The 24,410-nt window shown below is 61.5% G+C and carries 23 protein-coding genes; 2 read left to right on the plus strand and 21 right to left on the minus strand.

The window, feature by feature from the left end:
• Nucleotides 1-79: 79 nt before the first annotated feature.
• From rnhB to rpsB, 15 genes are all read right to left on the minus strand, one after another.
• On the minus strand, nt 80-721 hold the full coding sequence (rnhB, locus tag GQA94_RS18890; RefSeq protein ID WP_158189450.1) for a ribonuclease HII: 642 nt from the start codon (nt 719-721) through the stop codon (nt 80-82).
• The gene (lpxB, locus tag GQA94_RS18895; RefSeq protein ID WP_158189451.1) at nt 721-1,854 is read right to left on the minus strand and encodes a lipid-A-disaccharide synthase; all 1,134 of its coding nucleotides are present in this window, start codon (nt 1,852-1,854) and stop codon (nt 721-723) included. Before lpxB ends, rnhB begins: the two co-directional genes overlap by 1 nt.
• Before the next feature lies 1 nt (nt 1,855).
• On the minus strand, nt 1,856-2,632 hold the full coding sequence (gene lpxA / locus GQA94_RS18900; protein WP_158189452.1) for an acyl-ACP--UDP-N-acetylglucosamine O-acyltransferase: 777 nt from the start codon (nt 2,630-2,632) through the stop codon (nt 1,856-1,858).
• A complete protein-coding gene (gene fabZ, locus GQA94_RS18905; RefSeq protein WP_158189453.1) occupies nt 2,629-3,069 on the minus strand; it encodes a 3-hydroxyacyl-ACP dehydratase FabZ in 441 nt (146 codons plus the stop codon). The genes lpxA and fabZ overlap by 4 nt, the downstream gene beginning before the upstream one ends.
• Nucleotides 3,070-3,168: 99 nt before the next feature.
• Nucleotides 3,169-4,227 carry a UDP-3-O-(3-hydroxymyristoyl)glucosamine N-acyltransferase gene (gene lpxD, locus GQA94_RS18910; RefSeq protein ID WP_423835331.1) on the minus strand — a complete coding sequence of 353 codons (1,059 nt, stop codon included), beginning with the start codon at nt 4,225-4,227 and terminating at the stop codon, nt 3,169-3,171.
• Nucleotides 4,227-4,730 carry an OmpH family outer membrane protein gene (locus GQA94_RS18915; protein ID WP_158189454.1) on the minus strand — a complete coding sequence of 168 codons (504 nt, stop codon included), beginning with the start codon at nt 4,728-4,730 and terminating at the stop codon, nt 4,227-4,229. The genes lpxD and GQA94_RS18915 overlap by 1 nt, the downstream gene beginning before the upstream one ends.
• Nucleotides 4,731-4,777: 47 nt before the next feature.
• Complete coding sequence (bamA, locus tag GQA94_RS18920) at nt 4,778-7,129, minus strand: outer membrane protein assembly factor BamA (protein ID WP_158189455.1); 2,352 nt, start codon at nt 7,127-7,129, stop codon at nt 4,778-4,780.
• A 69-nt stretch (nt 7,130-7,198) separates the two neighbouring features.
• Entirely contained in the window at nt 7,199-8,548 is a 1,350-nt protein-coding gene (gene rseP, locus GQA94_RS18925) for an RIP metalloprotease RseP (RefSeq protein WP_158189456.1), read from the minus strand.
• 90 nt (nt 8,549-8,638) lie between these two features.
• Entirely contained in the window at nt 8,639-9,829 is a 1,191-nt protein-coding gene (ispC, locus tag GQA94_RS18930) for a 1-deoxy-D-xylulose-5-phosphate reductoisomerase (RefSeq protein ID WP_158189457.1), read from the minus strand.
• The gene (locus GQA94_RS18935) at nt 9,826-10,641 is read right to left on the minus strand and encodes a phosphatidate cytidylyltransferase (protein WP_158189458.1); all 816 of its coding nucleotides are present in this window, start codon (nt 10,639-10,641) and stop codon (nt 9,826-9,828) included. Before GQA94_RS18935 ends, ispC begins: the two co-directional genes overlap by 4 nt.
• Nucleotides 10,635-11,396, minus strand: a complete 762-nt coding sequence (uppS, locus tag GQA94_RS18940) for a polyprenyl diphosphate synthase (protein ID WP_158189459.1) — start codon at nt 11,394-11,396, stop codon at nt 10,635-10,637. Before uppS ends, GQA94_RS18935 begins: the two co-directional genes overlap by 7 nt.
• 157 nt (nt 11,397-11,553) lie before the next feature.
• The gene (gene frr / locus GQA94_RS18945) at nt 11,554-12,111 is read right to left on the minus strand and encodes a ribosome recycling factor (RefSeq protein ID WP_158189460.1); all 558 of its coding nucleotides are present in this window, start codon (nt 12,109-12,111) and stop codon (nt 11,554-11,556) included.
• Nucleotides 12,108-12,851: a UMP kinase gene (gene pyrH, locus GQA94_RS18950; RefSeq protein ID WP_019342381.1), complete on the minus strand. Its 744-nt coding sequence runs from the start codon at nt 12,849-12,851 to the stop codon at nt 12,108-12,110. Before pyrH ends, frr begins: the two co-directional genes overlap by 4 nt.
• A gap of 195 nt (nt 12,852-13,046) precedes the next feature.
• A complete protein-coding gene (tsf, locus tag GQA94_RS18955; RefSeq protein WP_158189461.1) occupies nt 13,047-13,916 on the minus strand; it encodes a translation elongation factor Ts in 870 nt (289 codons plus the stop codon).
• A gap of 127 nt (nt 13,917-14,043) precedes the next feature.
• Nucleotides 14,044-14,784: a 30S ribosomal protein S2 gene (gene rpsB / locus GQA94_RS18960; protein ID WP_158189462.1), complete on the minus strand. Its 741-nt coding sequence runs from the start codon at nt 14,782-14,784 to the stop codon at nt 14,044-14,046.
• A 304-nt stretch (nt 14,785-15,088) separates the two neighbouring features.
• Between rpsB and map the strand changes: the two genes are divergently transcribed.
• Both map and GQA94_RS18970 read left to right on the plus strand, forming a co-directional pair.
• Nucleotides 15,089-15,871, plus strand: a complete 783-nt coding sequence (gene map / locus GQA94_RS18965) for a type I methionyl aminopeptidase (RefSeq protein ID WP_158189463.1) — start codon at nt 15,089-15,091, stop codon at nt 15,869-15,871.
• 34 nt (nt 15,872-15,905) lie between these two features.
• Nucleotides 15,906-18,608, plus strand: coding sequence for a [protein-PII] uridylyltransferase (locus GQA94_RS18970; protein ID WP_158189464.1), 2,703 nt, complete (start codon nt 15,906-15,908; stop codon nt 18,606-18,608).
• Nucleotides 18,609-18,673: 65 nt separating this feature from the next.
• Here GQA94_RS18970 and GQA94_RS18975 read toward each other — a convergent pair whose 3' ends face one another.
• Genes GQA94_RS18975 through GQA94_RS19000 form a run of 6 tightly spaced genes read right to left on the minus strand, consistent with a single transcriptional unit; the run spans nt 18,674 to nt 24,384 of the window.
• Nucleotides 18,674-19,003 carry a Na+/H+ antiporter subunit G gene (locus tag GQA94_RS18975; protein ID WP_158189465.1) on the minus strand — a complete coding sequence of 110 codons (330 nt, stop codon included), beginning with the start codon at nt 19,001-19,003 and terminating at the stop codon, nt 18,674-18,676.
• Between the two features lie 9 nt (nt 19,004-19,012).
• Nucleotides 19,013-19,282, minus strand: a complete 270-nt coding sequence (locus GQA94_RS18980) for a K+/H+ antiporter subunit F (protein WP_158189466.1) — start codon at nt 19,280-19,282, stop codon at nt 19,013-19,015.
• Nucleotides 19,267-19,767 carry a Na+/H+ antiporter subunit E gene (locus tag GQA94_RS18985; protein ID WP_158189467.1) on the minus strand — a complete coding sequence of 167 codons (501 nt, stop codon included), beginning with the start codon at nt 19,765-19,767 and terminating at the stop codon, nt 19,267-19,269. The genes GQA94_RS18980 and GQA94_RS18985 overlap by 16 nt, the downstream gene beginning before the upstream one ends.
• Complete coding sequence (locus GQA94_RS18990; protein ID WP_158189468.1) at nt 19,764-21,266, minus strand: monovalent cation/H+ antiporter subunit D; 1,503 nt, start codon at nt 21,264-21,266, stop codon at nt 19,764-19,766. The genes GQA94_RS18985 and GQA94_RS18990 overlap by 4 nt, the downstream gene beginning before the upstream one ends.
• Entirely contained in the window at nt 21,263-21,592 is a 330-nt protein-coding gene (locus GQA94_RS18995; RefSeq protein WP_158189469.1) for a Na+/H+ antiporter subunit C, read from the minus strand. The genes GQA94_RS18990 and GQA94_RS18995 overlap by 4 nt, the downstream gene beginning before the upstream one ends.
• Nucleotides 21,592-24,384, minus strand: a complete 2,793-nt coding sequence (locus GQA94_RS19000) for a monovalent cation/H+ antiporter subunit A (protein WP_158189470.1) — start codon at nt 24,382-24,384, stop codon at nt 21,592-21,594. Before GQA94_RS19000 ends, GQA94_RS18995 begins: the two co-directional genes overlap by 1 nt.
• Nucleotides 24,385-24,410: the final 26 nt, after the last annotated feature.

The following is a 24,410-nucleotide window of genomic DNA, read 5'->3' on the forward strand; positions in this document are numbered from 1 at the left end:
CGACAAGCCGGCAATTGTACCGGAAAGCCTGCCTGATTAAGGCGGCCGGTGATGGATTGCGTCACCGGGACGCGTCCACTCAGACGGGCAGCGCGACCGTGACGCTCACGGGCTCGGCCATGGCGGCCTGCTCCAGCAGCACGCGCACCGGCGCGAACGACCGACGATGGATGATCGTTGGGCCGAGCCGTTGCAACGCCTCCAGGTGATTGGGCGTCGGATAGCCCTTGTGTGCGGCAAGGCCATAGCCTGGATAGCACAGGTCCAGCGCACACATTTCCCGGTCCCGGCTGACCTTGGCCAAAATCGAGGCGGCGGCGATAGCCGGAACCTGACCGTCACCCTGAATCACCGGAGCACTGGGCACCGCCAGCTGGGGACAACGATTGCCGTCGATCAGCGCCAGCCGAGGCGTTACGCTCAGGCCTTCGACCGCACGCTGCATCGCCAGCATGGTCGCGTGCAGGATGTTCAACTCATCGATCTCCTGCACCTCGGCGCGCGCGATGCACCAGGCCAGCGCCTTCTCGCAGATCTCGTCGAACAACGCCTCGCGCCGCGCCTCGGTCAGCTTCTTCGAGTCGTTGAGGCCGTCGATCGGGCGCCGCGGATCGAGAATGACCGCAGCCGTCACGACGGGACCGCATAGCGGGCCACGGCCCACCTCGTCGACGCCGGCGACCAGCTCTTCGACCAGGTTGAAATCGAGCCCCATCTGCATCAGTTTGCCTCGACCAGATCCAGCACTGCGCGGGCGGCCTGGGTCGACGCGTCACAGCGCAGGGTACGATGAATGGCGTCGAAACCCTCGGTCTGTACGTCGCCGTTGTCGAGCAAGGGCGAAAGCGATTGAGCCAGGGCGTCAGGGGTCGCCGCATCCTGCAACAGTTCCGGCACCAGCAAGCGCTGGGCGAGCAGATTGGGCAGCGCGACGTAAGGGCTTTTCACCAGACGCTTGAGGATACGAAACGTCAGCGGCGCGACGCTATAGGCCACGACCATCGGTCGCTTGTACAGCAAGGCTTCGAGCGTCGCAGTGCCAGAGGCGATCAGTACGGCATTGCAGGCGGCCAGCGCCTCATGGGAACGTCCATCGAGCAAGGTCAATGGAAGATCGCGCCCCACCAGCATCTGTTCGAGCTGGGCACGGCGCTCAGGACTGGCGCACGGCACCACGAACCGAATACCTGGGCGCATCGAACGAAGCCGGTCGGCCGCCGTGAGAAAAAGCTCACCGAGACGCCCCACCTCTCCACCGCGGCTGCCAGGCATCAACGCAACGATCAAGCCGTCCGGCGGCAAATCCAGCGCCACCCGCGCCGCCGCGCGGTCAGGTTCCAGCGGGATGGCATCGGCCAGCGGATGACCCACGAAACGAACCGCTACCTGGTGAGCGTCGTAGAACTTCGCCTCGAAGGGAAACAGTGTCAGCATCAGGTCACAGGCATCACGAATCTTCAGCACACGTTTCTGCCGCCAGGCCCAGACCGAGGGGCTGACGTAGTGCACGGTCCTGATGCCGTTGCGGCGCAGTTTGAGCGCGAGGTCCAGATTGAAATCCGGTGCGTCGATGCCGATGAACACATCTGGACGCGCATCGAGCAGGGTTTTCAGCAAGCGCTTGCGACGCGCCAGGAGCTCGGGCAGCCGGCCCAGCACTTCCACCAGGCCCATCACCGCCAGACGCTCCATTGGAAAATAGGACGTCAGCCCCTGCGCTTCCATTCGCGGACCGCCTACGCCGATGAACCGGACATCGGGATGTTGCGCTCTGAGCGCCTGCATCAGGCCCGACCCGAGGATGTCGCCGGACGCTTCGCCGGCCACCAGTGCGACTGTCAGCGGCCTGGACATATCAGCGCGTGATGCCGCGGTTCGAGGCCTGCACCGAATCCCGGAACAACGCGACTTCCGGATAGGCCTCGGCATCGGCCGCAAGGGCAGCCAGCGCGGCCTCCACCGTCAGCCCTCTGCGATAGACGATCTTGTAGGCGTTACGTAGGGCCAGAATGGCTTCGTCGCTGAAACCGCGACGGCGCATGCCTTCGAAATTCATGCTGCGCGCCTCGGCCGGATTGCCGAATACCGTGACGAATGCCGGAACGTCCTTGCCGATGGCGGTCCCCATTCCGGAAAAGCTGTACGCCCCGATGTGGCAATACTGGTGCACCAGGGTGTATCCGGACAGGATTGCCCAATCGCCCACGTGCACATGACCCGCCAGCGCGGTGTTGTTCACCAGGATGCAGTGGTTGGCGATCACGCTGTCATGACCGATGTGCGCGTAGGCCATGATCAGATTGTGGTCGCCGATGGTGGTCTCGCTTCGATCCTGCACGGTGCCACGGTGAATGGTCACGCCTTCGCGGATCACATTGTGATCGCCGATCACCAGGCGGGTCGGTTCACCCTTGTACTTGAGATCGGGTGTGTCTTCGCCCACGGACGAAAACTGGAAAATCCGATTGTGCCGACCGATGCGGGTAGGCCCCTTGATGACCACGTGAGACGCGATCACCGTTCCCTCGCCTATTTCGACGTCCGGGCCGATGATCGACCAGGGGCCGACCTGGACGTCATCCGCCAGCCGGGCCGCAGGATCGACGATGGCGCGAGGGTCGATCAAAATCATATCTTCTGTTCCGCACAAATGATTTCGGCAGAGCATACGGGTTTACCGTCGACACTGGCGCGGCAATCGAATTTCCAGATGCCACGCTTGGCGCTGATGAACGAGGCCTCGAGAATCAGCTGGTCGCCCGGCACCACCGGCTGGCGGAAGCGCAGCTTGTCCGATCCGACGAAGTAATAAAGCGTTCCGTCGGCGGGCTTCACGCCCATCATCTTGAACCCGAGCAACCCGGCCGCCTGCGCCATCGCTTCGATGATCAACACGCCCGGCATGATCGGATGCTGCGGGAAATGGCCGTTAAAGAACGGCTCGTTGATGGTGACGTTCTTGTAGGCGCGAACCCGCTTGGCATCCGTGTCCAGCTCCACCACCCGGTCTACCAGCAGAAAGGGGTAACGGTGGGGAAGGTATTCGCGAATCTCGTTGATATCCATCATATGAAGAAAAAGCCCGTAAGGATTATGGGAGCCAGCACGGCAACAGGGCCGTGCAACCCGCTGGCGAACGCCTCTAGCAGGGGCAATCAGACGATAGGGTCAGGCATCAGAAGACGCATCGCCTTGCGGGGTCACGCAAGCCAGGCGTTTTTCCACTTGTTGCAGGCGGCGAGCCATGTCATCGAGATGACGAATTCGAGCGGCACTCTTGCGCCATTCCGCAGCCGTTTGCATCGCCGTCCCCGACGAATAGCTTCCCGGCTCGGTGATCGAGCGAGTGACCATGGTCATGCCGGTGATGAATACGTTGTCGCAGATTTCGATGTGCCCGACGAGCCCGACCCCTCCAGCCAACATGCAGTTGCGACCGATCTTGGTGCTGCCGGAGATCCCGGCGCAACCCGCAATGGCAGTGTTGTCGCCGATCTGGACGTTGTGGGCAATCATGATCTGGTTATCCAGCTTCACGCCGTTGCCGATCACCGTATCGGATATCGCACCGCGGTCGATGGTCGTGTTGGCGCCGATTTCGACGTCATCACCGATACGGACGCCGCCGAGCTGAGCGATCTTTTCCCAGTTCCCTTGCTCGTTGGCAAAGCCGAATCCTTCTCCGCCAATCACGGCGCCGGGCTGAATGACCACCCGCTCACCAATGATCACGTCATGACAGAGGGTGACCCGAGCGGCCAATCGACCTCCGGCGCCGACGCGACTGCGCGCGCCTACGAGCGATTGCGCGCCGATCTCGACGTTGGGCCCGATCCACGCATCCGCCTCGATCACCGCCTGAGCACCGATACTCGCGCTCGGATCGATCACCGCGCGGGGGTCGATGACGGCGCTCGGATGGATACCGGCAAGCGCTGGCGGGCGCGTCTCGAACAGATGCGAGAGCCGCGCATAGGCCAGATAGGGATTGGCGACCACCAGCGCGACACCCGCATAGCCATCGGCATCCCCGGGCGTCAGCAGCACGGCTCCGGCCCGCGTCGAAGCGAGGAACTTCCGATATTGCGCGTTGGCCAGGAAGCTCAGTTGCTCGGGGCCGGCGTCCTGCAGCGTGGCCAACCCCGACACCTGCTGCGCGGCGTCGCCACGCAGCTCGCCGCCCAGGCGCTCGGCCAGCTCGCCGAGCGTATAGACAACCCGGTTCATCAGCGCTGCTGATTCATGCGCTCGATGACCTGGCGCGTGATGTCGTATTGCGGCTTGACATCAACCACCGCACCGCGTTCGAGCACCAGGTCGTAGTCACCCTTCTTGATGACGTCTTCCACGGACTTGTCCAGCTTCGGCTTGAGCTGCTTGAGCATGTCACGATCGGCGGCCGCCTTGGATTCGTTCAGTTCCTTGGAGAGGAACTGGAAGTCCCGGGCCTTCTGCTTGAATTCAAGCTCGAGACGCTCACGCTCGGCCTGCTGCATCTTGTCGCCGTCCTTGCCCAGGCGATCCTGAATACGCTTGGCGTCGCTCTCAAGCCCCTTGAGCTTCTCCAGCTGCGGTCCGAATTTCTTCTCCGCATCGACCGAGTAACGCTTGGCAGCGTCCGATTCGAGCAGTGCCATCTGATAGTTCATTACCGCAATCTTCATTTCTGCGAATGCGGGGGTCGCCACGAGCGCTGCGGCAACAACAAGCAATTGGGTCAACTTACGCACGGTATATACCACTCTTCAGGAAAGCGCTGGAGCGTCGCTCCAGGTGATTAAAAGGTTTGGCCCAGCGAGAACTGGAAGACCTGGGTATCGGCATCGTCCGGCTTCATCACCGGCATCGCCAGACTGAAACTCAAAGGCCCCATGGCGGTGATCCAGGTCAAACCGACGCCGACCGAGCTGGCCATGTCGCCGAAATCGATGTCGCTGCACTTGGTCGAGCCCGAGGGACAGTTGGTATCGTAGACGTTACCGACATCCCAGAACACCGAGGTGCGCAGCGATCGCTGGTCCTTGACGAACGGCATTGGGAAGAGCACTTCCACGCCGCCCTGAATCAGTACGTTACCACCGAAGGGAAGCTCATCGTCGTCCGGATCTTTGATAGTACCTGGGTTCGAACCGTCACTCGGCGTGCTGCGAGGACCTAGGCTGCTGTCTTCGAAGCCGCGAACCGAGTTGAAGCCACCAGCATAGTAATGCTCATAGAAAGGCAGGCGCGAGGTAGAGCCGTAGGCATCGCCGTAGCCGAGTTGGGTATGCAGGCGCATGGTGTACGTCTTGGTCACCGGCACGAACAGCTGCGCGTTGTAGTCGAGCTTGTAGAACGACAGGTCGCTGCCCGGAATGGTGGTTTCCAGCGAAAGGCTCTGCGAATGCCCCCGGGTCGCCAGCACGCCACGGTTCAACGTGGATTCGGACCAGCCCACCGATGCCTTGAAGTTGAGGTAGCTGTCGCCCTCCTCTTCAATGAAATCGAAAATCTCGTCGACCGTATAGCGGCCGCTATCGATGGTGTCCTGCTGTGCGGACAGACCGAACGAAAGCCGTGAGGTCTCGCTGATCGGGTAGCCGATGTTCACACCGGCGCCAAGGCTGTCGACCGAGTAGCTGGACACATCGTAGTCCAGTTCGTCGTAGTCGGTGGTGCGGTAGAAGGCGTTGTAGCCGAGGCTGACGCCGTCTTCGGTCCAGTAGGGATCGACGAAACCGAAGTTGTAGCGCGACTGGTATTCGCTGCGCGTCAGCCCCAGGCTGACGCGGTTGCCGGTGCCCAGGAAGTTGTTCTGGCTGATCGAGCCGCCGAGAATCAGGCCGGCGTTCTGAGCGAAGCCGATGCTCGCCATGATCGAGCCGGATGGCTGCTCTTCGACGCTGTAGTTCACGTCGATCTGGTCGTCGGTGCCTGGCACCTGCGGGGTCTCGACGTTCACCTCCTTGAAGAAGCCCAGCCGCTCGAGACGTGTCTTGGACTGGTCGATCAGGTAGGTCGAGGCCCAGCCGCCTTCCATCTGGCGCATTTCGCGACGCAGTACTTCGTCTTCGGTCTTGGTGTTGCCACGGAAGTTGATGCGGTTGACGTAAGCGCGCTTGCCCGGATCGACCACGAATGTGATGGAAACGGTGTTGTCTTCGTCATTGGCTTCCGGCACGCCATTGACGTTGGCGAAGGTGTAGCCCTCGTTCCCCAAGCGGCGGGTTATGAGCTCCGAGGTGGTGGTCATGACCTTACGCGAAAAAACCTGCCCTTCCTTTGCCAACAGCAAGGATTGCAGTTCTTCCTGCGGCACTTTCAGGTCGCCGCTCAGCTTGACATCGCTGACGGTGTAACGATCGCCTTCGGCAATGTTGACCGTGACGTAGACGTCTTTCTTGTCCGGCGTAATGGACACCTGGGTGGAGGTGATATCCATGTTGATGTAGCCGCGGTCCAGATAATAGGACCGCAGGCGCTCGAGGTCGCCGGACAGCTTTTCCCGAGCGTATTTGTCATCGTTGCGGAAGAACGAGAGCCAGTTGCTGGTCTTGAGTTCGAACAGGTCGGTGAGATCTTCGTCCGGGAAGACCGAGTTGCCGACGACGTTGATGTGCTTGATCGAGGCAACGGAGCCTTCGTTGATATTGATCTTCAGCGCGACGCGGTTACGCGGCTGCGGCACCACTTCCGTTTCGATGGTTGCCGAGTAGCGGCCCTGCGCCACGTACTGGCGCTGCAGCTCGTTGCGCACGCCCTCCAGTGTGGCGCGCTGGAAGATTTCGCCTTCGGCAAGGCCCGACTGTTGCAGGCCGGACAACAGGTCTTCGGTCTTGATCGCTTTGTTGCCGTCGATTTCGATACCGGAGATCGACGGGCGCTCGACCACGTTGATCACCAGCACGTCACCCTCGCGGCCGAGCTGGATGTCTTCGAAAAAACCGGTACGGAACAGCGCACGGGTTGCGTCTACCAGACGACTGTCATCGGCAGCCTGCCCGACGTTCAACGGCAAGGCGCCAAAGACGCTGCCCGCGGAGACGCGCTGCAGGCCATTGACACGTATATCGGAGATGGTGAAGGACTCGGCGTGAACTTCGGCAATCATCAGTGCGGAAATTACCGCAGGTAGCAGCAGACGTTTCATGAAGTCCTTTCTTTTCAAACCTGATAACTGGACCTGCGCTTAGCGCGGCGACATCAAGGTATATGGCGATTAAAGGCGGCCAAGGTCGTTGACCAACGCAAGCAGCATCACCCCAACAACCAGGCTGATACCGATCTGTACTCCCCAGCCTTGGACCCTGTCCGACAAAGGACGTCCACGGACCCACTCGACCAGATAGAAGAGCAGATGCCCACCATCCAGAACCGGGATAGGCAATAGATTGAGTACTCCAAGACTAATGCTCAGGTAGGCGAGGAAGTTGAGAAAGTCGCCCACGCCGGACTGTGCAGAAGCGCCCGCCACTTTAGCAATGGTTATCGGACCGCTCAAGTTTTTTACCGAGAGCTCGCCGAACACCATTTTCTTCAGCGAATCGAGCGTCAGCACACTCATCGTCCAGGTCCGACGGAGCCCTTCGCCAATCGCCTCGAACGGCCCATGGCTGACGTTTCGAAGCATTTCTGCAGGCCACTCTCCGGGCGCAACCCCGGCCCCCAGGTAGCCACGACGACTGTCCGCCTCGCCGCGCTCGGCCAGCGTCAGCGGCAGCACTACACGCTGCCCGTCACGCTCGATTTCCAGTTGCACGGACTGACCGCTCAGCGGCTGGACGCGATCGATGACGTCCTGCCATTCGTTCAGCGGCTCGCCGTCGAGACTGATCAGCCGATCTCCAAGACGCACCCCTGCCGCCTGGGCAGGCCCCTCGGGGTCCAGCTGGGCGACGACCGGGACGATTTCGGGGCGCCAGGGCCGAATGCCCAGCGAGCCGATGGGGTCCGGCTCCTCGACGCCCTTGAGCCAGTCATTGAGTTCTAGCTGCAACCGCTGCGCTTGATCGCCGTCCGCCTGCACGCGCATCTCGAGCGTACCGCTTTCGCCAAGCCGACGGATCAATTGAAGATTGACGTCTGCCCAGCCAGTGGTGGGCTTGCCATTGATTTCCAGGATTTCCTGCCCGGCCATGAGTCCGGCACGTTCAGCAAGACTTCCCGCTTCGACGGCGCCGACAACCGGCCGAATCTGCTCGGTGCCGAGCATCGCCAGCGCCCAGAAAAACACCAGGGCAAGCAGGAAGTTGGCCAGTGGCCCGGCGGATACAATGGCGAAGCGCTGCTTCACCGTCTTGCGATTGAACGCCTGGTCCCACAGGGCGGGCGGAACGTCGCCCTCGCGCTCATCGAGCATCTTCACGTAACCGCCCAGAGGAATCGCCGCCACGACGAATTCGGTGCCCTGCCGATCATGCCAGCGCAACAGGGGCCGGCCGAAGCCTACCGAGAAACGCAGCACCTTGACCCCGCAACGACGCGCGACCCAGAAGTGCCCGTACTCGTGGAAGGTTACCAACACACCCAGCGCCACCAGGGTGCCCATGATCATGTACAGCGCGCCCATATATTCCTCTGCCCGAAAGGCCTGTTTGGAAGCCGCCGGCTTCGGCGAACTCGTAGCCCTTACCGCCCCGCTGGCCCGGAGCCTCAGTCGTTAGCGATCGCGATCGTGCAACCAGCGCGAAGCCAATGCGCGAGCCTGCGCGTCGGCCGCAAGTACATCGGCCAGGCAACGCGCCGGAACCGATGCTTCCAGATCGAGAACGTCCTCGATGATACTCGCGATCTCGGTGAAGCGAATGCGTCCGCCCAGAAACGCTTCAACCGCCACCTCGTTCGCCGCATTGAGCATCGCCGGCGCTGTCCCGCCGTCCTGGGCAGCCTGCCGAGCGATGCGAAGACAGGGAAAGCGTTGCTGATCCGGCGCCTCGAAATCCAGACGCCCGGTCTGCAGCAGGTCCAGCGCCGATACACCCGAGTCGATTCGCTCCGGCCAGGCCAACGCATGGGCGATCGGGGTACGCATGTCCGGGTTCCCGAGCTGCGCCAGCACCGAACCGTCGATGTAGTCGACCATGGAGTGAATGACGCTTTGCGGGTGAATGACCACCTCCACCTGTTCAGGGCGCGCATCGAACAACCAGCACGCCTCGATGAGTTCGAGCCCCTTGTTCATCATGCTGGCCGAGTCGACGGAAATCTTGCGTCCCATGGACCAGTTCGGATGCGCGCATGCCTGATCGGCAGAGACGGCTGAAAGCTGCTCCAGCGGCAATTGGCGAAACGGACCACCGGATGCAGTCAGCAGGATCCGCCGCACCCCGACACTGCCAAGCCCTTTCGAATAGTTGCCAGGCAGGCATTGGAAAATCGCGTTGTGCTCGCTGTCGATGGGCAACAACACCGCCTCGCTATCGCGCAGCGCCTGCATGAACAAGGCGCCGGACATGACCAGCACCTCCTTGTTGGCCAGCAGCACCCGCTTGCTGGCCTGAACGGCCGCCAGCGTGGGCCGCAAGCCGGCAGCGCCGACAATCGCGGCCATCACCACATCGACCTCTGGGTGCGCCGCGACCTCGTTCAACCCGCCCTCGCCCACCAGCACGCGGGTCTTGATGCCGTCCGAGTCCAGTTGATCCTGAAGCTCCCGCGCCCTGGCGCTGTCATCGACCACCGCGTAGCGCGGACGATGCAGCCGGCACAGGCCGCGCAGCTCGGCAATCCGGCTGAATGCAGTGAGCGCGAAGGCCTGGTAGCGCTCCGGATGACGAGCGATGACATCCAGGGTGCTCAGGCCGATCGATCCCGTCGCGCCGAGCACGGTGACTTGCAACGGTCCGCTCACCAGGCACCCCAACCCGCCAGCCACAGCAGAACGGTGAACACCGGCACTGCAGCGGTGAGGCTGTCGATACGATCCATCACGCCGCCGTGGCCAGGCAGCAATTGGCTGCTGTCCTTGATACCGGAACTGCGCTTGAACATGCTCTCGGTCAGGTCGCCCACCACGGAAATCACCACGACCACCGCTGCGCCGAGCAGGCCGAGCACCAGGACCCGTGGCGACCAGCCCTGGTAAAGCCCCACGCCGAGTGTAATCAGCAGACTGGTGATGAGCCCGCCTATCAGGCCTTCCCAACTTTTGCCGGGACTGACCTGCGGAGCGAGCTTACGGCGACCCAGCGCCTTGCCGGAAAAATAGGCACCGATGTCGGCCGCCCACACCAGCACCATGACCGCCACGATCAGCCAGTTTCCTTGTGGCCACTGCTTGAGCACCACGAGCGCCTGCCACGCCGGAAGCAGAATCATCAGGCCGATCATCAGGCTGCCCACCCGACCGCCCCAGTGGCGCTGACTGGCCGGATAGCTCAGCACCAGCGCCGTGGCGACCAGCCACCAGACGACACTGAGTGCAAGCAGCCAGGGCGTAATGGCCGGCAGCCGGTACAGCAGCATCAACAGCAACGAGACGATGACCGCATAGCCGATCCGCGCCCCCTGGCCGGAAAAGCCCGCCAGGCGCGCCCATTCCCAGGCCCCCAGGACCACCACAACCCCGATGAACAGGGCGAATGCGAGACCTTCGAGGAGAAAGAAGCCAATCAGTGCGATCGGCAGCAGGATGGCGGCGGTAATGATGCGTTGCTTCAGCATTCTGCACGAACCTCTGTCTCGACCTGATCGCCGGTCTTACCGAAACGCCGCTGCCGCTTGGCAAAGTCGGCTAGCGCGGCGCGCATGGCATCGTGCTTGAAATCCGGCCAGAACAGGTCGGAAAAATACAACTCGGAGTAAGCCAGCTGCCACAGCAGGAAGTTGCTGATGCGCCGCTCACCGCCAGTGCGAATGCAGAGATCTGGCAGCGGCATATCGCCAGTGGCGAGGAAGCTCTGGAAGACGGCCGGCGTCACCTCGTCCGGATCGAGGCGACCCTCCTGGGCTTCACGCGCCATGCGCTGCGCGGCTTGAAGGATGTCCCATTGGCCACCGTAGTTGGCGGCAACCTGGAGCACGAACCGACCAGGCCCGGAGGTCATCTCCTCGGCCTCGAGCATTGCCGTTTGCAACTCGGGATGAAAACGCGAGCGATCGCCAATGATCCGCAGGCTGATGCCGTTTTCATTGAGCTTGCGCGCCTCGCGGCGCAGCGCAGTCAGGAACAACTCCATCAGCGCACCGACCTCCTCGGCCGGCCGCTGCCAGTTCTCGCTGGAAAAGGCGAACAACGTCAGCACCTCGACACCCGCCTCGGCACACACCTCGATGACGGCTCGCACTGCATCGACACCGGCCTTGTGCCCAGCCACGCCTGGCAGCAGGCGCCGCTTTGCCCAGCGATTGTTGCCATCCATGATGACTGCGACATGACGGGGTACATTCCGCCCGGCCATCTGCCTGACCTTTTCCATGAAACGACTCTACCTGCGCTCAATCACGCTGCGAACAATGGGAGAAATTGCCGGCGGCAATTCCCGGGGATACGACTGGTTAGCCCCTCGCGCATCGGCCCGACAGGAGCGGCGCGCTCCGACGTGAGCAGTACGGACGACGTCCGGTACAGCACCATCAAACGGCCATCAGGTCGGTTTCCTTGCCTTCAAGCGCCTTGTCGATTTCCGCAACGTACTTGTCGGTCAGCTTTTGAACGTCATCCTGGCCGCGGCGTTCCTCGTCTTCGCTGATTTCCTTTTCCTTGACCAGGTCCTTGAGTTGCGCAATCGCGTCACGACGGATGTTACGCACCGCGACACGGGCGTTTTCAGCCTCGGCACGCGCCTGCTTGGTGTAGCCCTTGCGGGTTTCTTCGGTAAGCGCCGGCATCGGCACGCGGATGGTGGTGCCGGCAGTGGCTGGGTTCAATCCCAGATCGGACGTCATGATGGCCTTTTCAACGGCCTGGATCATGCCCTTGTCGAACACGGTCAACGCCAGGGTGCGCGAGTCTTCGGCCACCACGTTGGCAATCTGGCGCAGCGGCGTGTCGCTGCCGTAATAAGACACCATCACGCCATCGAGGATGCTCGGATGAGCACGGCCGGTGCGGATCTTGGCGAACGCGTGCCCCAGCGATTCCAGGGTTTTCTTCATGCGTTCCTGGGCGTCTTGCTTGATCTCGTTGATCATTGGTTCTGTTCCTCGATCAGGGTTCCTTCAGCGCCGCCGAGCACGATATTGAGCAGGGCACCGGGCTTGTTCATGTTGAACACCCGCAGCGGCATGTTGTGGTCGCGGCACAGGCAGATGGCGGTCAGATCCATTACGCCCAGCTTGCGGTCGAGCACGTCATCATAAGTCAGCTGCTCGAACTTCTCGGCATTGGGGTCCTTGAAAGGATCCGCCGTGTAGACGCCATCGACCTTGGTGGCCTTGAGCACGACATCGGCATGAATCTCGATTGCGCGCAGGCAGGCAGCAGAGTCGGTCGTGAAGAACGGATTGCCGGTGCCGGCGGAAAAAATCACGACCTCGCCGCTCTTGAGGTGACGCATCGCCTTGCGGCGATCGTAGTGGTCAGTAACGCCGACCATCGAAATCGCCGACATGACCAGTGCGGGAATGTTCGAACGCTCCAGGGCGTCACGCATGGCCAGCGAGTTCATGACCGTCGCCAGCATGCCCATGTGGTCGCCGGTGACCCGGTCCATACCGGCCGCAGAAAGCGCCGCGCCGCGAAACAGGTTGCCGCCCCCGATGACCAGGCCAACCTCGACGCCGATCCCCACCAACTGCCCGACTTCCAGCGCCATGCGATCGAGCACCTTGGGATCGATGCCGAAGTCTTCGGACCCCATCAGGGCTTCGCCGCTTAATTTGAGCAGAATGCGTTTATAGCGAGGATTGCGTGCACTCATCTGCTGAGCCATTGGCGTTGTTTCTCCTGCGGCGTTTGTATGACCAGACTGACCCTGCGGCCAGAAAATATCTGCGCTATGACAGCGCAGTCGCGAATTGGTGCCAAGCGCTGACTATAGCGTGGCAAAAAAACTTTTCTGCGCCCCAGTCCGACAAAGAGGCCGCGCGCGTGAGCGGGCAGCCTCTTCGAGGACAACGGGAGCGTCTTATTGCTTGGTGGCAGCGACCTGAGCGGCAACTTCGGCGGCGAAGTCAACCTCGGCACGCTCGATGCCCTCGCCCACTTCGTAACGAACGAAGGAAACGATTTCTGCACCGGCCTTCTTCGCCAGCTCACCGACCTTGACGTCCGGGTCCTTGACGAAAGCCTGCTCGACCAGGCTGGCTTCGGCAAGGAACTTGCTGATGCGGCCGGCGACCATTTTCTCGACGATTTCGGCGGGCTTGCCTTTGATCTTGTCTTCGTTCAGCGCCAGGAAGATTTCCTTTTCCTTGGCAACGGCTTCTTCGGAAACCTGCGACGGGTCCAGGAACTGGGGGTTGCTGGCGGCGACGTGCATGGCGATTTCCTTGGCCAGCTCGACGCTACCGCCCTTGAGGGCAACCAGAACGCCGATGCGGTGACCGTGCAGGTAGGAACCCACCAGCTCAGCCTCGACCGTGGTCAGACGACGGATGTTGACGTTCTCACCGCACTTGGCGACCAGCGCCTCGCGATCGGCTTCCTGAGCGGCGATCAGCGGAGCTGCGTCGGTCATCTTCTCGGCAAACGCCTTCTCGACGCTGCTGCTCACGAAATTCTTGAAGTCGTCCTGCAGAGCGAGGAAGTCGGTCTGCGAGTTCACTTCGATAATCACGGCACGGGTGTTGTCATCGGCGACCTTGACGGCGATGGCGCCCTCGGCCGCGATGTTGCCAGCCTTCTTGGCGGCCTTGATCGCGCCCGCAGCACGCATGTCATCGATGGCTTTTTCGATGTCGCCACCAGCAGCGGTGAGTGCTTTTTTGCAATCCATCATGCCTTGGCCAGTGCGCTCGCGCAGTTCTTTAACCAGGGCTGCAGTGATCTCTGCCATGTTCGCAAATCCTCTCGATTCGATTTTCGATCACCGTCCATTCAATCGGACGATCAATTCGGAAGTGGCAAAAAGGGGGCATAGCCCCCTTTCTGTTCAACGGGTATCAGCTAGGCGACCGCTGCGCTCAGCCTTGAGCAGCCTCGGGAGCAGCTTCTTCGACGAACTCGTCAGCACCGCCAGCGCCGTTCTGGCGGCCGCGCAGTACGGCGTCCGCCATGGAGCCCAGATACAGTTGCACGGCACGGATGGCATCATCATTACCAGGAATGATGTAATCGACACCTTCCGGGCTGCTGTTGGTATCGACAATGCCGATGACCGGGATGCCCAGCTTGTTGGCTTCGGAGATCGCGATGCGCTCGTGATCGACGTCGATGACAAACATCGCGTCCGGCAGACCGCCCATGTCCTTGATACCACCCAGGCTGCGATCCAGTTTTTCCAGATCACGGGTACGCATCAGGGCTTCTTTCTTGGTCAGCTTCTCGAAGGTGCCGTCCTGAGCCTGGGTTTCCAGCTCACGCAGGCGCTTGATCGAGGCGCGAATGGTCTTGTAGTTGGTCAGCATGCCGCCCAACCAGCGATGATCGACGTACGGCGAGCCACAACGCGCGGCTTCTTCGCGAACGATCTTGCCAGCGGAACGCTTGGTGCCGACGAACAGAATCTTGTTCTTGCCCGCTGCCAGCTTCTCGACGAAACGCAGTGCGTCGTTGAACATCGGCAGGGTTTTTTCGAGGTTGATGATGTGAATCTTGTTACGCGCGCCGAAGATGTATTTATCCATCTTGGGGTTCCAGTAACGGGTCTGGTGGCCGAAGTGCACACCGGCCTTCAGCATATCGCGCATGGTGACTTGAGACATGGGACTTCCTCAGATAAGTCGGGTTAGGCCTCCACGCGTCCCGATATCCAACTCTTGCGAGCACCCAGGATACCGTGTCGACACGTGTGTGGGGTCAGGCTCGGCGGGTAGTCCCGCAGAGCGGCGCGTTTTATAGCACAAAGAACCTCGAGAGGCTAGCGCCTATCCTGTTTCAACGCGCGCATCAGGACGCGGCAGGGGCGACGACGCCCTCGGTGCCAGGGTCGCCTGCAGGCCGGGGGCTCTTTGGTTTATCATTCGCTCCTTCATTTTTTTCCGCGCCTCTTGGCGCCAAGAGGGTTGCATGACTGTTTCCATCAAGACGCCTGAAGATATCGAGAAGATGCGCATCGCCGGTCGCCTGGCCGCCGAGGTCCTGGAAATGATCGGCGAGTACGTCAAGCCAGGCGTTACGACCGACGAGCTGGACCGTCGCTGCCACGACCATATCGTCAACGTGCAGCACGCCACACCCGCCCCGCTCAACTACAAGGGGTTCCCGAAGTCGATCTGCACCTCGATCAATCACGTGGTCTGCCATGGTATCCCCAACGACAAACCACTGAAGGATGGTGACATCCTCAATATCGACATCACCGTCATCAAGGACGGTTACCACGGCGATACCAGCAAGATGTTCATTGTCGGCAAGGCGCCGGAATGGGCCGAACGCCTTTGCAAGGTGACCCAGGAATGCCTCTATAAAGGAATCGAGAGCGTCCGTCCCGGTGCCCGCCTCGGCGACATCGGTGAGGTCATCCAGAAACATGCCGAGAAGAACGGCTTTTCGGTCGTACGCGAGTATTGCGGCCACGGCATCGGCAAGGTTTTCCACGAGGAGCCGCAGGTGCTGCATTACGGTCGCGCCGGGACCGGCCTGGAACTGAAAGAAGGCATGACCTTCACCATCGAGCCGATGATCAATCAGGGCCGCTCCGAAACCCGCCTGCTTGGCGACGGCTGGACGGCCATCACCAAGGATCGCAAGCTCTCCGCCCAGTGGGAACATACCATTCTGGTCACCGCCGACGGCTACGAAATCTTCACGCTGCGCAGCGATGACACCATCGCCCGCACGTCGGCCTGAGCTTATCGACACTGTAGTTTGAGAGGACGAAGGCATGCACCAGGTTGATCCCGAGCTGTTCGACGGCGGCCAGTTCCAGGCAGAACTGGCGCTCAAGGCCAGCCCCATCGCTGCCTTCAAAAAGGTCATACGCAACGCGCGTGAGGTGCTCGATGCGCGTTTTCTGGCCGGTCATGACATTCGTCGACTGATCGAGGATCGCGCCTGGTTCGTCGATCAAATCCTCCGTGCCGCCTGGGGCCGCTTCGACTGGGACGGCGATACCGAAATCGCCCTGGTGGCCGTGGGCGGTTACGGCCGCGGGGAGCTGCATCCCTATTCGGATATCGACCTGCTGATACTGCTCGATGACAGTCGCCACGAGAAATTCCGCGAATCCATCGAAGGATTTCTGACGCTGCTCTGGGACATCGGCCTGGAGGTTGGCCAAAGCGTGCGCTCGGTCCAGGAGTGCGCCGAACAGGCGCGCGCGGACCTGACGGTCATTACCAACCTGATGGAAAGCCGCACGATCGCCGGACCCGAGCGCCTGCGACAGCACATGCTCAAGGTCACCAGCCCATCGGAAATGTGGCCGAGCAAGGAGTTCTTCCTTGCCAAGCGTAACGAGCAGGCGGCGCGCCACTCCAAGTACAACAACACCGAGTACAACCTGGAGCCGAACGTCAAGGGATCGCCCGGCGGACTGCGTGACATCCAGACGATTCTCTGGATTGCGCGGCGCCAGCTCGGCACCCTGAACTTAAGCGCGATCGTCGATCAGGGCTTTCTGACCGAAGGCGAATACGCGCTGCTGGTGTCCAGCCAGGCATTCATCTGGCGTGTCCGCTACGGCCTGCATATGCTGGCCGGCCGCGCCGAAGATCGCCTGCTGTTCGACCATCAGCGCAGCCTGGCCGCACTCCTCGGCTACGAAGACAACGACGCCAAGCTGGCCATCGAGCGCTTCATGCAGAAGTACTACCGCGTCGTCATGAGCATCTCCGAGCTCAGCGACCTGGTGGGGCAGCATTTCGCCGAGGTCATTCTCTGGGAAGGCGCCAGCGGCGAGGCGGTGCCGGTCAACAGCCGCTTTTTGGTGCGCGACGGCTATCTGGAAGTGACCGACGCGTCGGTGTTCAAGCGCAGGCCCTTCGCCATCCTCGAAATCTTCGTACTACTGGCGCAGCACCCGGAAATACAGGGCGTGCGCGCCGAAACCATTCGACTGCTGCGCGACCACCGCCACCTGATCGACGATGATTTTCGCAGCGACATTCGCAACACCAGCCTGTTCATCGAACTGTTCAAGTGCAGGGAAGGCATTCACCGCAATCTGCGACGTATGAATCGCTACGGCATTCTCGGGCGCTACCTGCCGGAATTCGGCCACATTGTCGGCCAGATGCAGCATGACCTCTTTCATATCTATACGGTCGACGCCCACACCCTCAACGTCATCAAGTACCTGCGCAAACTGAGCAAGCCCGGCGTTGCCGAGAAATACCCGCTGGCCAGCAAGCTGGTGGAACGACTTCCCAAACCGGAGCTGATCTACATCGCCGGGCTCTACCACGACATCGCCAAGGGCCGCGGCGGGGATCATTCGGAACTCGGCGCGGTGGATGCCCAGGCGTTCTGTATGCGTCACAAGCTCCCGGCATGGGATACCCGCCTGGTGGTCTGGCTGGTGGAAAACCATCTGGTGATGTCCACCACGGCCCAGCGCAAGGACCTTTCCGACCCACAGGTGATCAACGATTTTGCCCAACGGGTCGGCGACGAAACGCACCTCGACTATCTCTACGTGCTGACGGTGGCGGATATCAACGCAACCAACCCGACCCTCTGGAATTCCTGGCGCGCCAGCCTGCTGCGCCAGCTGTACACCGAAACCAAGCGGGCGCTCAAGCGCGGCCTGGAAAACCCCCTGGGTCGCGAGGAGCAGATCCGCCAGACGCAACGTGCTGCGCTGGACAATCTGGTGCGCAACGGCACCGATCCGGACGACGCCGAGCAGCTATGGTCGCAGTTGGGTGACGATTACTTCATGCGCCACAGCTCCACCGACGTGGCCTGGCATACCGAAGCCATCATCGAGCACCCGAGCGATGGCGGGCCGCTGGTATTGATCAAGGAAACCACCCAGCGTGAATTCGAAGGCGGTACGCAGATCTTCATCTACGCACCCGATCAACATGATTTCTTCGCTGTGACCGTGGCCGCCATGGACCAGTTGAACCTGAACATCCACGATGCCCGCATCATCACGTCCAGTAGCCAGTTCACCCTGGACACCTACATCGTGCTGGACGCCGACGGCACCCCGATTGGCAATGATCCCGAACGCACCGAAGAAATTCGCCAGGGGCTGATCGATGCGCTGCGCAACCCCGACGACTACCTGACGATCATTCAGAAGCGCGTGCCGCGGCAGCTCAAGCATTTCGCATTTCCGCCGCAGGTCACCATTCATAACGACATGCAGCGTCCGCAGACGATCATCGAGGTGGTCGCACCCGATCGTCCCGGCCTGCTGGCTCGCATCGGCCAGCTGTTTCTGGATTTCGATCTGTCGGTGCAGAACGCCAAGATCGCCACGCTCGGCGAGCGCGTGGAAGACGTATTCTTCGTCACCAACGCCGACAACGAGCCCCTGTCCGATCCGCAGCTGTGCATCCAGTTGCAGCAGGCGATGATCGAGCAGTTGTCCCAGGATAACGAGCGTCAGCCCTCCCCGAGCAGCATCGTCATCTAGCCGCGCCGCGGCCGGACCTCACGCGTGCCGGCCGCGGCGGCACGCACAAGGCCGCCACCAGGGAATCAATCCCAGGGTTTGCCTCGGGTCCTGGCCGTGACCGGCAACTTCTGCTGCATTGCAGCCTTCGCCAGCACGTGAGCGCTGACCGGCGCGGTCAGGAACAAAAACAGCGTGATCAGGATTTCGTGCAAGCTGAGGCCGTCGCCGCGGTTGCCGAAAAAGATCATCGACGCGACCACGATGCCGCCCACGCCCAGCGTGGTTGCTTTGGTCGGCCCATGCAGCCGCGTGAAGAAATCCGGAAGACGATACAGACCGATCGCCCCCACCAGCGCGAAGGCGCTGCCGAGTATCAGAAAAACGCTTATCAACAGCTCGATCCAGAATGGCATGCAGACTCCTCAGTCGATGATCTCGCCATGCAGCAGGTGCTTGCCCACCGCGACGGTACTGACGAAGCCCATCACCGCGATCAGCAAGGCAGCCTCGAAAAACAGATCAGACGCCAGCCAGATACCGAACAGGACGATCAGCGCCAACGCATTGATGTACAGCGTATCGAGCGCCAGCACCCGATCCGGCATGTCCGGCCCTTGTACCAGCCGCACCACATTCAGGATTGCTGCCAGCCCGAGGACCGCCATGCACAGCGGAATCACATAGGTGAGCATTGGAATATCTCCAGCAACGGCTTTTCGTAACGGCTCTTCACCTCGGCGACGAGCGCCTCGATGTCGGGCGCATCCAGTGCGTGAATGAGCAACACCTTGTGATCGGCCCGCAATGAGGCTGACACCGTACCTGGCGTGAGCGAAATGATGCTGGTCAGCACAGCCAGTACGAAGGGATGCTCGATCGCCATCGGAATTTCAACGAACGCAGGTTGCAGGTTCCCACGCGGCCCGAGCACCAGCTTGGCGACATGCACGTTGGCAACCACGATGTCATAGAACACTTTGAGGCAGAACAGCACGAGCTTCACAGGGCGGCGTACCGCCGGCACGTCGATCAGGAACCCTTTGACCAGCAATGGAATCACCCAGCCGAGAAACAGCCCGAGCAGCAGATGCCCCACGTTCAGCGTGTTATTGAGCATCAGCCAGAGCACGGCCAACAGCAGGGTCAGCATCGGGTTGGGCAGCAATCGCGATTTCATACACCACCCCCCTGGATGATCTGCAGATAGGGCGCAAGGTCTAACAGCTGCGTCGCCGTCGCCTGCATGTAGGCCTGGATCGGCTGGGCCGCCACGACCAGCAGCACGCTGCCGAGCAACAAACCGAAGGCAGCCAGAAGACGCATGCCATCAGCCGGTTTGCCAACGCTGACCGCATCGCTCGGGCGCCAGAAGACCATGCTGCCCGCACGGCTGAGCGAAATCACCATTCCCAGTCCCCCGACCAGAATCACCGGCCAGAGCACCGACGCGTTGGCGCCAGGCGAAACTGCCTGCAGCAACATCACCTTGCCGAGAAAGCCCGAGAAAGGTGGAAGTCCCGCGATGGAAATCGCGCCCGCGAAGAACAAGGCGCCCAGCATCAACGGCTGCTTCAACGCCGGCGCCGAGACCAGTTCGGATGCTGTATCGCCGCGTTGCCGGGCAATGATATCCGCCAACAGGAACAGCCCCCCGGAAACCAGCGTGCTGTGCACCAGGTAGTAGAGCGCAGCGCCCAAGCCAGCCTCCGTCCCCAGCGCGACACCGGCCAGCAAGGTGCCCACCGAAACCACCACCAGATAGGACAGCAGGACCTGAAGGTTACGAGCGGCCAAGGCCCCGAGAACCCCCGCGGCAAGCGTAAGCATCGACAGCGGCCACAACCAGTCGAGCACCATGTTGCTCAGCACGCCCGCTTCGCTACCGTAGACGAGGGTGAACACCCGCACGATGGCATAGAGACCTAACTTGGTCATGATCGCAAACAGGGCCGCGACCGGCGCGGTGGCCGACGCATAGGCACGCGGCAGCCAGAAGTAAAGGGGCAGAATCGCCGCCTTCAATGCGAACACCACCAGCAACAGGTAGCCCGCGGCTGCCAGCAACGGCGCATCGGCTGGGTCGGCGGCGCTGACCCGCCCCGCCAGGTCCGCCATGTTAAGGGTCCCGGTGAGCCCGTAGAGCATGCTGACGCCGATCAGGAACAACGACGACCCCAACAGATTCAGCACCACATAATGGATGCCGGCCTGCACCCGCTTCGCGCCCTGGCCATGCAGCAACAGTGCATAAGAGGAAATCAGGAGGATTTCGAAGAACACGAACAGGTTGAACAGATCGCCAGTCAGAAAGGCACCGTTGACGCCCGCCAGCTGGAACTGGAACAACGCGTGAAAATTCGGACCGCGCTCGTCATCGCCCCGCGCCGCATAGAGCACCGAAAACCCGGCGAGCACGGCGGTGACCAGCAACATCATCGCGCTCAGCCGATCGAGCAACAGCATGATGCCGAACGGCGGCAGCCAATCGCCCAGGCGATAGACCGACAGCGCGCCACTGTCGGCCTGCACCAGCAGCCACAACGCCAGCGGCACCAGCATCCAGGTGGCCAGCAACGAGACCAGACGCTTGAAGCCAGCCCTCTGTCGGTGGGTCAAAAGCAGAATGCAACCGGTCAGCAGCGGGAGCAGGATCGGTAGGATCAACGCATGATTCATTCGCGCGGCTCCCGACCATCGACGTGATCGGTACGCAACTCGCCAAGGCCCCGAAGCGCCAGCACCACAACGAATGCGGTCATTGCGAAACCGATCACGATGGCGGTCAGCACCAGCGCCTGCGGTAACGGATCACCGTATTCGGCACTCCGACCGATGATGGCCGGAACGCCCGTGGACAGCCGCCCCATGGAAAAGATGAACAGATTCACCGCATAGGAGATCAGCGTCAGCCCCATGACCACCGGGAATATCCGGGCCCGCAGCAACAGATACACCCCACTGGCCATCATCACGCCAAGCGTGACCGCGAATACCACCTCCATCAAACCACCTCCTTGCACGACTCGTCCTGGCTGACATGACCGAGATTGGAAAGAATCAGCAGCGTTGCACCCACGACCGCCAGATAGACCCCGAGATCGAACAGCATGGCGGTAGCCAGCTCGAATTCACCCACCAGCGGAAGATGGAAATGGCCGAACGCCGAGGTCAGGAACGGTCGGCCGAACAGCCAGCTGCCGAGTCCGGTCAGGCCGGCGATCAGCACGCCGAGCCCGGCCACGCCGTGATAACTGAATGGCTGGCGTTGCTGCGCCCAGACCACGCCATGGGAAATGTATTGCAGGATCAAGGCGACTGCGGTGATCAGACCGGCAATGAACCCACCGCCCGGCAGGTTATGGCCGCGCAGGAAGATGAACGCCGACACCAGCAGCGCCATCGGCAACAGCACCCGCGACAGCGTATCGAGCACCATCGGATGCCGATCGGTCGACCATAGTCGGCCCCCGTAGTCGCGAATCGGATGCGGCAGGCGCAGCCCGTGTAGCAGGCCGTAGATGCCAACCGCCGCAATCGCCAGCACGGCGATCTCGCCAAGCGTATCGAAACCACGGAAGTCCACCAGGATCACATTGACGACGTTGGTTCCGCCGCCTCCGGACACGCTGTTCTCAAGGAAGAACGAAGCGATGCTGTCGTAGGGGCGCGTCAGCACCGCATAGGCAAGCAGAGCGACCATCGTTCCGAAGGTCGCGGCCAGCACCAGATCCCGAAAACTGCGCAAGCTGCTCGACTCCACTGGCGTGCGATCAGGCATGAAGAACAGCGCCAGAATCAGCAGGATGATGGTCACCACCTCGACCGAAATCTGAGTCAATGCCAAATCCGGCGCCGAATAGCGTGCAAACACCAGCGCGACCAGCAACCCGACCACGCTCAGCACCATCAGCGCCATGAGCCGCCTGCGGTGGAAAAGCACCGTCATGACCGAAGCCAGCCCGAGCAGCGCCAGGCCGAACACGGTAATGCTGTCCAGCGGCGATAGCGCCACCGGTCCGCGCAGCGACTGCAGCGGCGTCAGGGCGTATACCACCAGCAACAGCGAGCTGAGCAGCATCAACGCCAGGTAGCGTTGCAACGAGCCGTTCTCCATGCGCTCGGTTATCCAACGCGCCGTTCCGGCAATGCCGCTGACCACAAGCGAAAACACCTGCAAGGAATCAACGCGTGGCAACCCTTCGTACCAGCGAAACGCCCATTTGCGCATCGAATAGATCAGCAGGCCTCCCGCCAGGGCCACGAAGCTCATGGCCAGCGGCAGGTTGAAGCCGTGCCATATCGCCAGGCTGTATTCGGGCACGTCGCCACCCAGGCTACCGGCCACGGCGGCAGCCAGCAGCGGCGCGACCGTATAGGCAGGCAACATGCCAACCACCAGACAGAGCAGGACCAGGATTTCCACCGGGATTTTCATGTACCGCGCCGGCTCATGGGGCGGGTACTTGGGCAGGTCGATCGGCTCGCCGTTGAAGAAGACGTCATGCACGAAGCGCAGCGAGTAAGCGACCGAGAACGCACTCGCCAACGTCGCCAGCGCGGGGATCGTCCAGTAGAAGCTGCCGAGCAGATGCTGCTCGAGGGTCTCGGCGAAAAACATTTCCTTACTCAGGAAACCATTGAGCAGCGGCACCCCTGCCATCGCCAGCGATGCGACCATCGCCAATGCCGCCGTATGCGGCATGTATTTCAACATACCGTTGATGCGTCGCATGTCGCGCGTTCCGGTCTCGTGATCGATGATGCCGGCCGCCATGAACAACGACGCCTTGAACGTCGCGTGGTTGATGATGTGAAAGATGGCCGCCACCGGCCCCAGGCGCGAATCGATGCCGAACAGCAGCGTTATCAACCCCAGGTGGCTGATGGTCGAGTACGCCAGCAGGCCCTTGAGATCATGCTGGAACAGCGCCATCACGGCGCCGATCAACAGCGTTGCCAGCCCCGTCAGGCTGACCAGATAGAACCACCACTCCGAATCGGAAAGCGCCGGGTATAAGCGCGCCAGCAGAAATACGCCGGCCTTGACCATGGTCGCCGAATGCAGGAAGGCCGAGACCGGCGTCGGTGCCGCCATCGCCTGCGGCAACCAGAAGTGGAACGGAAACTGTGCCGACTTGGTGAACACACCGAGCAGGATCAGAATCAAGGTCAGTGGATACAGCGCGTTGGCACGGATCAGATCACCGGATGCGAGCACCGCACTCAGCTCGTAGCTGCCGACGATATGGCCAATCAAGAGGATGCCGGCCAGCAGTGCGAGCCCTCCTCCCCCCGTCACGGCAAGCGCCATTCGGGCGCCTTGGCGTGCATCGGAGCGATGGTTCCAGAAACCGATCAACAGGAAAGACGAGAGACTGGTGAGTTCCCAGAACATCAGCATCAGCAGCAGGTTCTCGGCAAGCACCACACCCAGCATCGCGCCCATGAACAGCAGGAAGAAGCCGAAGAACCGCCCCATCGGCTCGTGCTTCGACAGGTAGTAGCGCGCGTACAGGATGACCAGCAGGCCGATCCCCAGAATCATCAAGGCGAACAGAAAGCCCAGACCGTCGAGCCTGAGGCTCAGGTTCAGTCCAAGCTCGGGCAGCCAAGGCAGCGTCAGCACCTCCGTTTCGCCGCCAAACACGGCGGCGCGCTTGGATAACAGCAGTACCAGCGCCACCAAAGGAGCGAGCCCGGCACCGAACGCACAGGCCGACCTGCCAAAACGTTCGAACAGCAGCGGCAGGCAGATTCCCAAGAATGGCAGAGCGATTATCAGCGCAAGCGCCATGAGCAAAAACCCCTTGAGCCGCGCAC

Source organism: Stutzerimonas stutzeri, assembly GCF_009789555.1.
In the GTDB taxonomy this organism is placed as follows: Bacteria; Pseudomonadota; Gammaproteobacteria; order Pseudomonadales; family Pseudomonadaceae; genus Stutzerimonas; species Stutzerimonas stutzeri_R.

What these genes read in the sequence shown, in the direction of transcription:
- rnhB (WP_158189450.1), bottom strand. Translation starts at nt 721, where the DNA reads ATGCAGATGGGGCTCGATTTCAACCTGGTCGAAGAGCTGGTCGCCGGC.
- lpxB (WP_158189451.1), bottom strand. Translation starts at nt 1,854, where the DNA reads ATGTCCAGGCCGCTGACAGTCGCACTGGTGGCCGGCGAAGCGTCCGGC.
- lpxA (WP_158189452.1), bottom strand. Translation starts at nt 2,632, where the DNA reads ATGATTTTGATCGACCCTCGCGCCATCGTCGATCCTGCGGCCCGGCTG.
- fabZ (WP_158189453.1), bottom strand. Translation starts at nt 3,069, where the DNA reads ATGATGGATATCAACGAGATTCGCGAATACCTTCCCCACCGTTACCCC.
- lpxD (WP_423835331.1), bottom strand. Translation starts at nt 4,227, where the DNA reads ATGAACCGGGTTGTCTATACGCTCGGCGAGCTGGCCGAGCGCCTGGGC.
- bamA (WP_158189455.1), bottom strand. Translation starts at nt 7,129, where the DNA reads ATGAAACGTCTGCTGCTACCTGCGGTAATTTCCGCACTGATGATTGCC.
- rseP (WP_158189456.1), bottom strand. Translation starts at nt 8,548, where the DNA reads ATGGGCGCGCTGTACATGATCATGGGCACCCTGGTGGCGCTGGGTGTG.
- GQA94_RS18935 (WP_158189458.1), bottom strand. Translation starts at nt 10,641, where the DNA reads ATGCTGAAGCAACGCATCATTACCGCCGCCATCCTGCTGCCGATCGCA.
- uppS (WP_158189459.1), bottom strand. Translation starts at nt 11,396, where the DNA reads ATGGAAAAGGTCAGGCAGATGGCCGGGCGGAATGTACCCCGTCATGTC.
- frr (WP_158189460.1), bottom strand. Translation starts at nt 12,111, where the DNA reads ATGATCAACGAGATCAAGCAAGACGCCCAGGAACGCATGAAGAAAACC.
- pyrH (WP_019342381.1), bottom strand. Translation starts at nt 12,851, where the DNA reads ATGGCTCAGCAGATGAGTGCACGCAATCCTCGCTATAAACGCATTCTG.
- tsf (WP_158189461.1), bottom strand. Translation starts at nt 13,916, where the DNA reads ATGGCAGAGATCACTGCAGCCCTGGTTAAAGAACTGCGCGAGCGCACT.
- rpsB (WP_158189462.1), bottom strand. Translation starts at nt 14,784, where the DNA reads ATGTCTCAAGTCACCATGCGCGATATGCTGAAGGCCGGTGTGCACTTC.
- map (WP_158189463.1), top strand. Translation starts at nt 15,089, where the DNA reads ATGACTGTTTCCATCAAGACGCCTGAAGATATCGAGAAGATGCGCATC.
- GQA94_RS18970 (WP_158189464.1), top strand. Translation starts at nt 15,906, where the DNA reads ATGCACCAGGTTGATCCCGAGCTGTTCGACGGCGGCCAGTTCCAGGCA.
- GQA94_RS18975 (WP_158189465.1), bottom strand. Translation starts at nt 19,003, where the DNA reads ATGCCATTCTGGATCGAGCTGTTGATAAGCGTTTTTCTGATACTCGGC.
- GQA94_RS18980 (WP_158189466.1), bottom strand. Translation starts at nt 19,282, where the DNA reads ATGCTCACCTATGTGATTCCGCTGTGCATGGCGGTCCTCGGGCTGGCA.
- GQA94_RS18985 (WP_158189467.1), bottom strand. Translation starts at nt 19,767, where the DNA reads ATGAAATCGCGATTGCTGCCCAACCCGATGCTGACCCTGCTGTTGGCC.
- GQA94_RS18990 (WP_158189468.1), bottom strand. Translation starts at nt 21,266, where the DNA reads ATGAATCATGCGTTGATCCTACCGATCCTGCTCCCGCTGCTGACCGGT.
- GQA94_RS18995 (WP_158189469.1), bottom strand. Translation starts at nt 21,592, where the DNA reads ATGGAGGTGGTATTCGCGGTCACGCTTGGCGTGATGATGGCCAGTGGG.
- GQA94_RS19000 (WP_158189470.1), bottom strand. Translation starts at nt 24,384, where the DNA reads ATGGCGCTTGCGCTGATAATCGCTCTGCCATTCTTGGGAATCTGCCTG.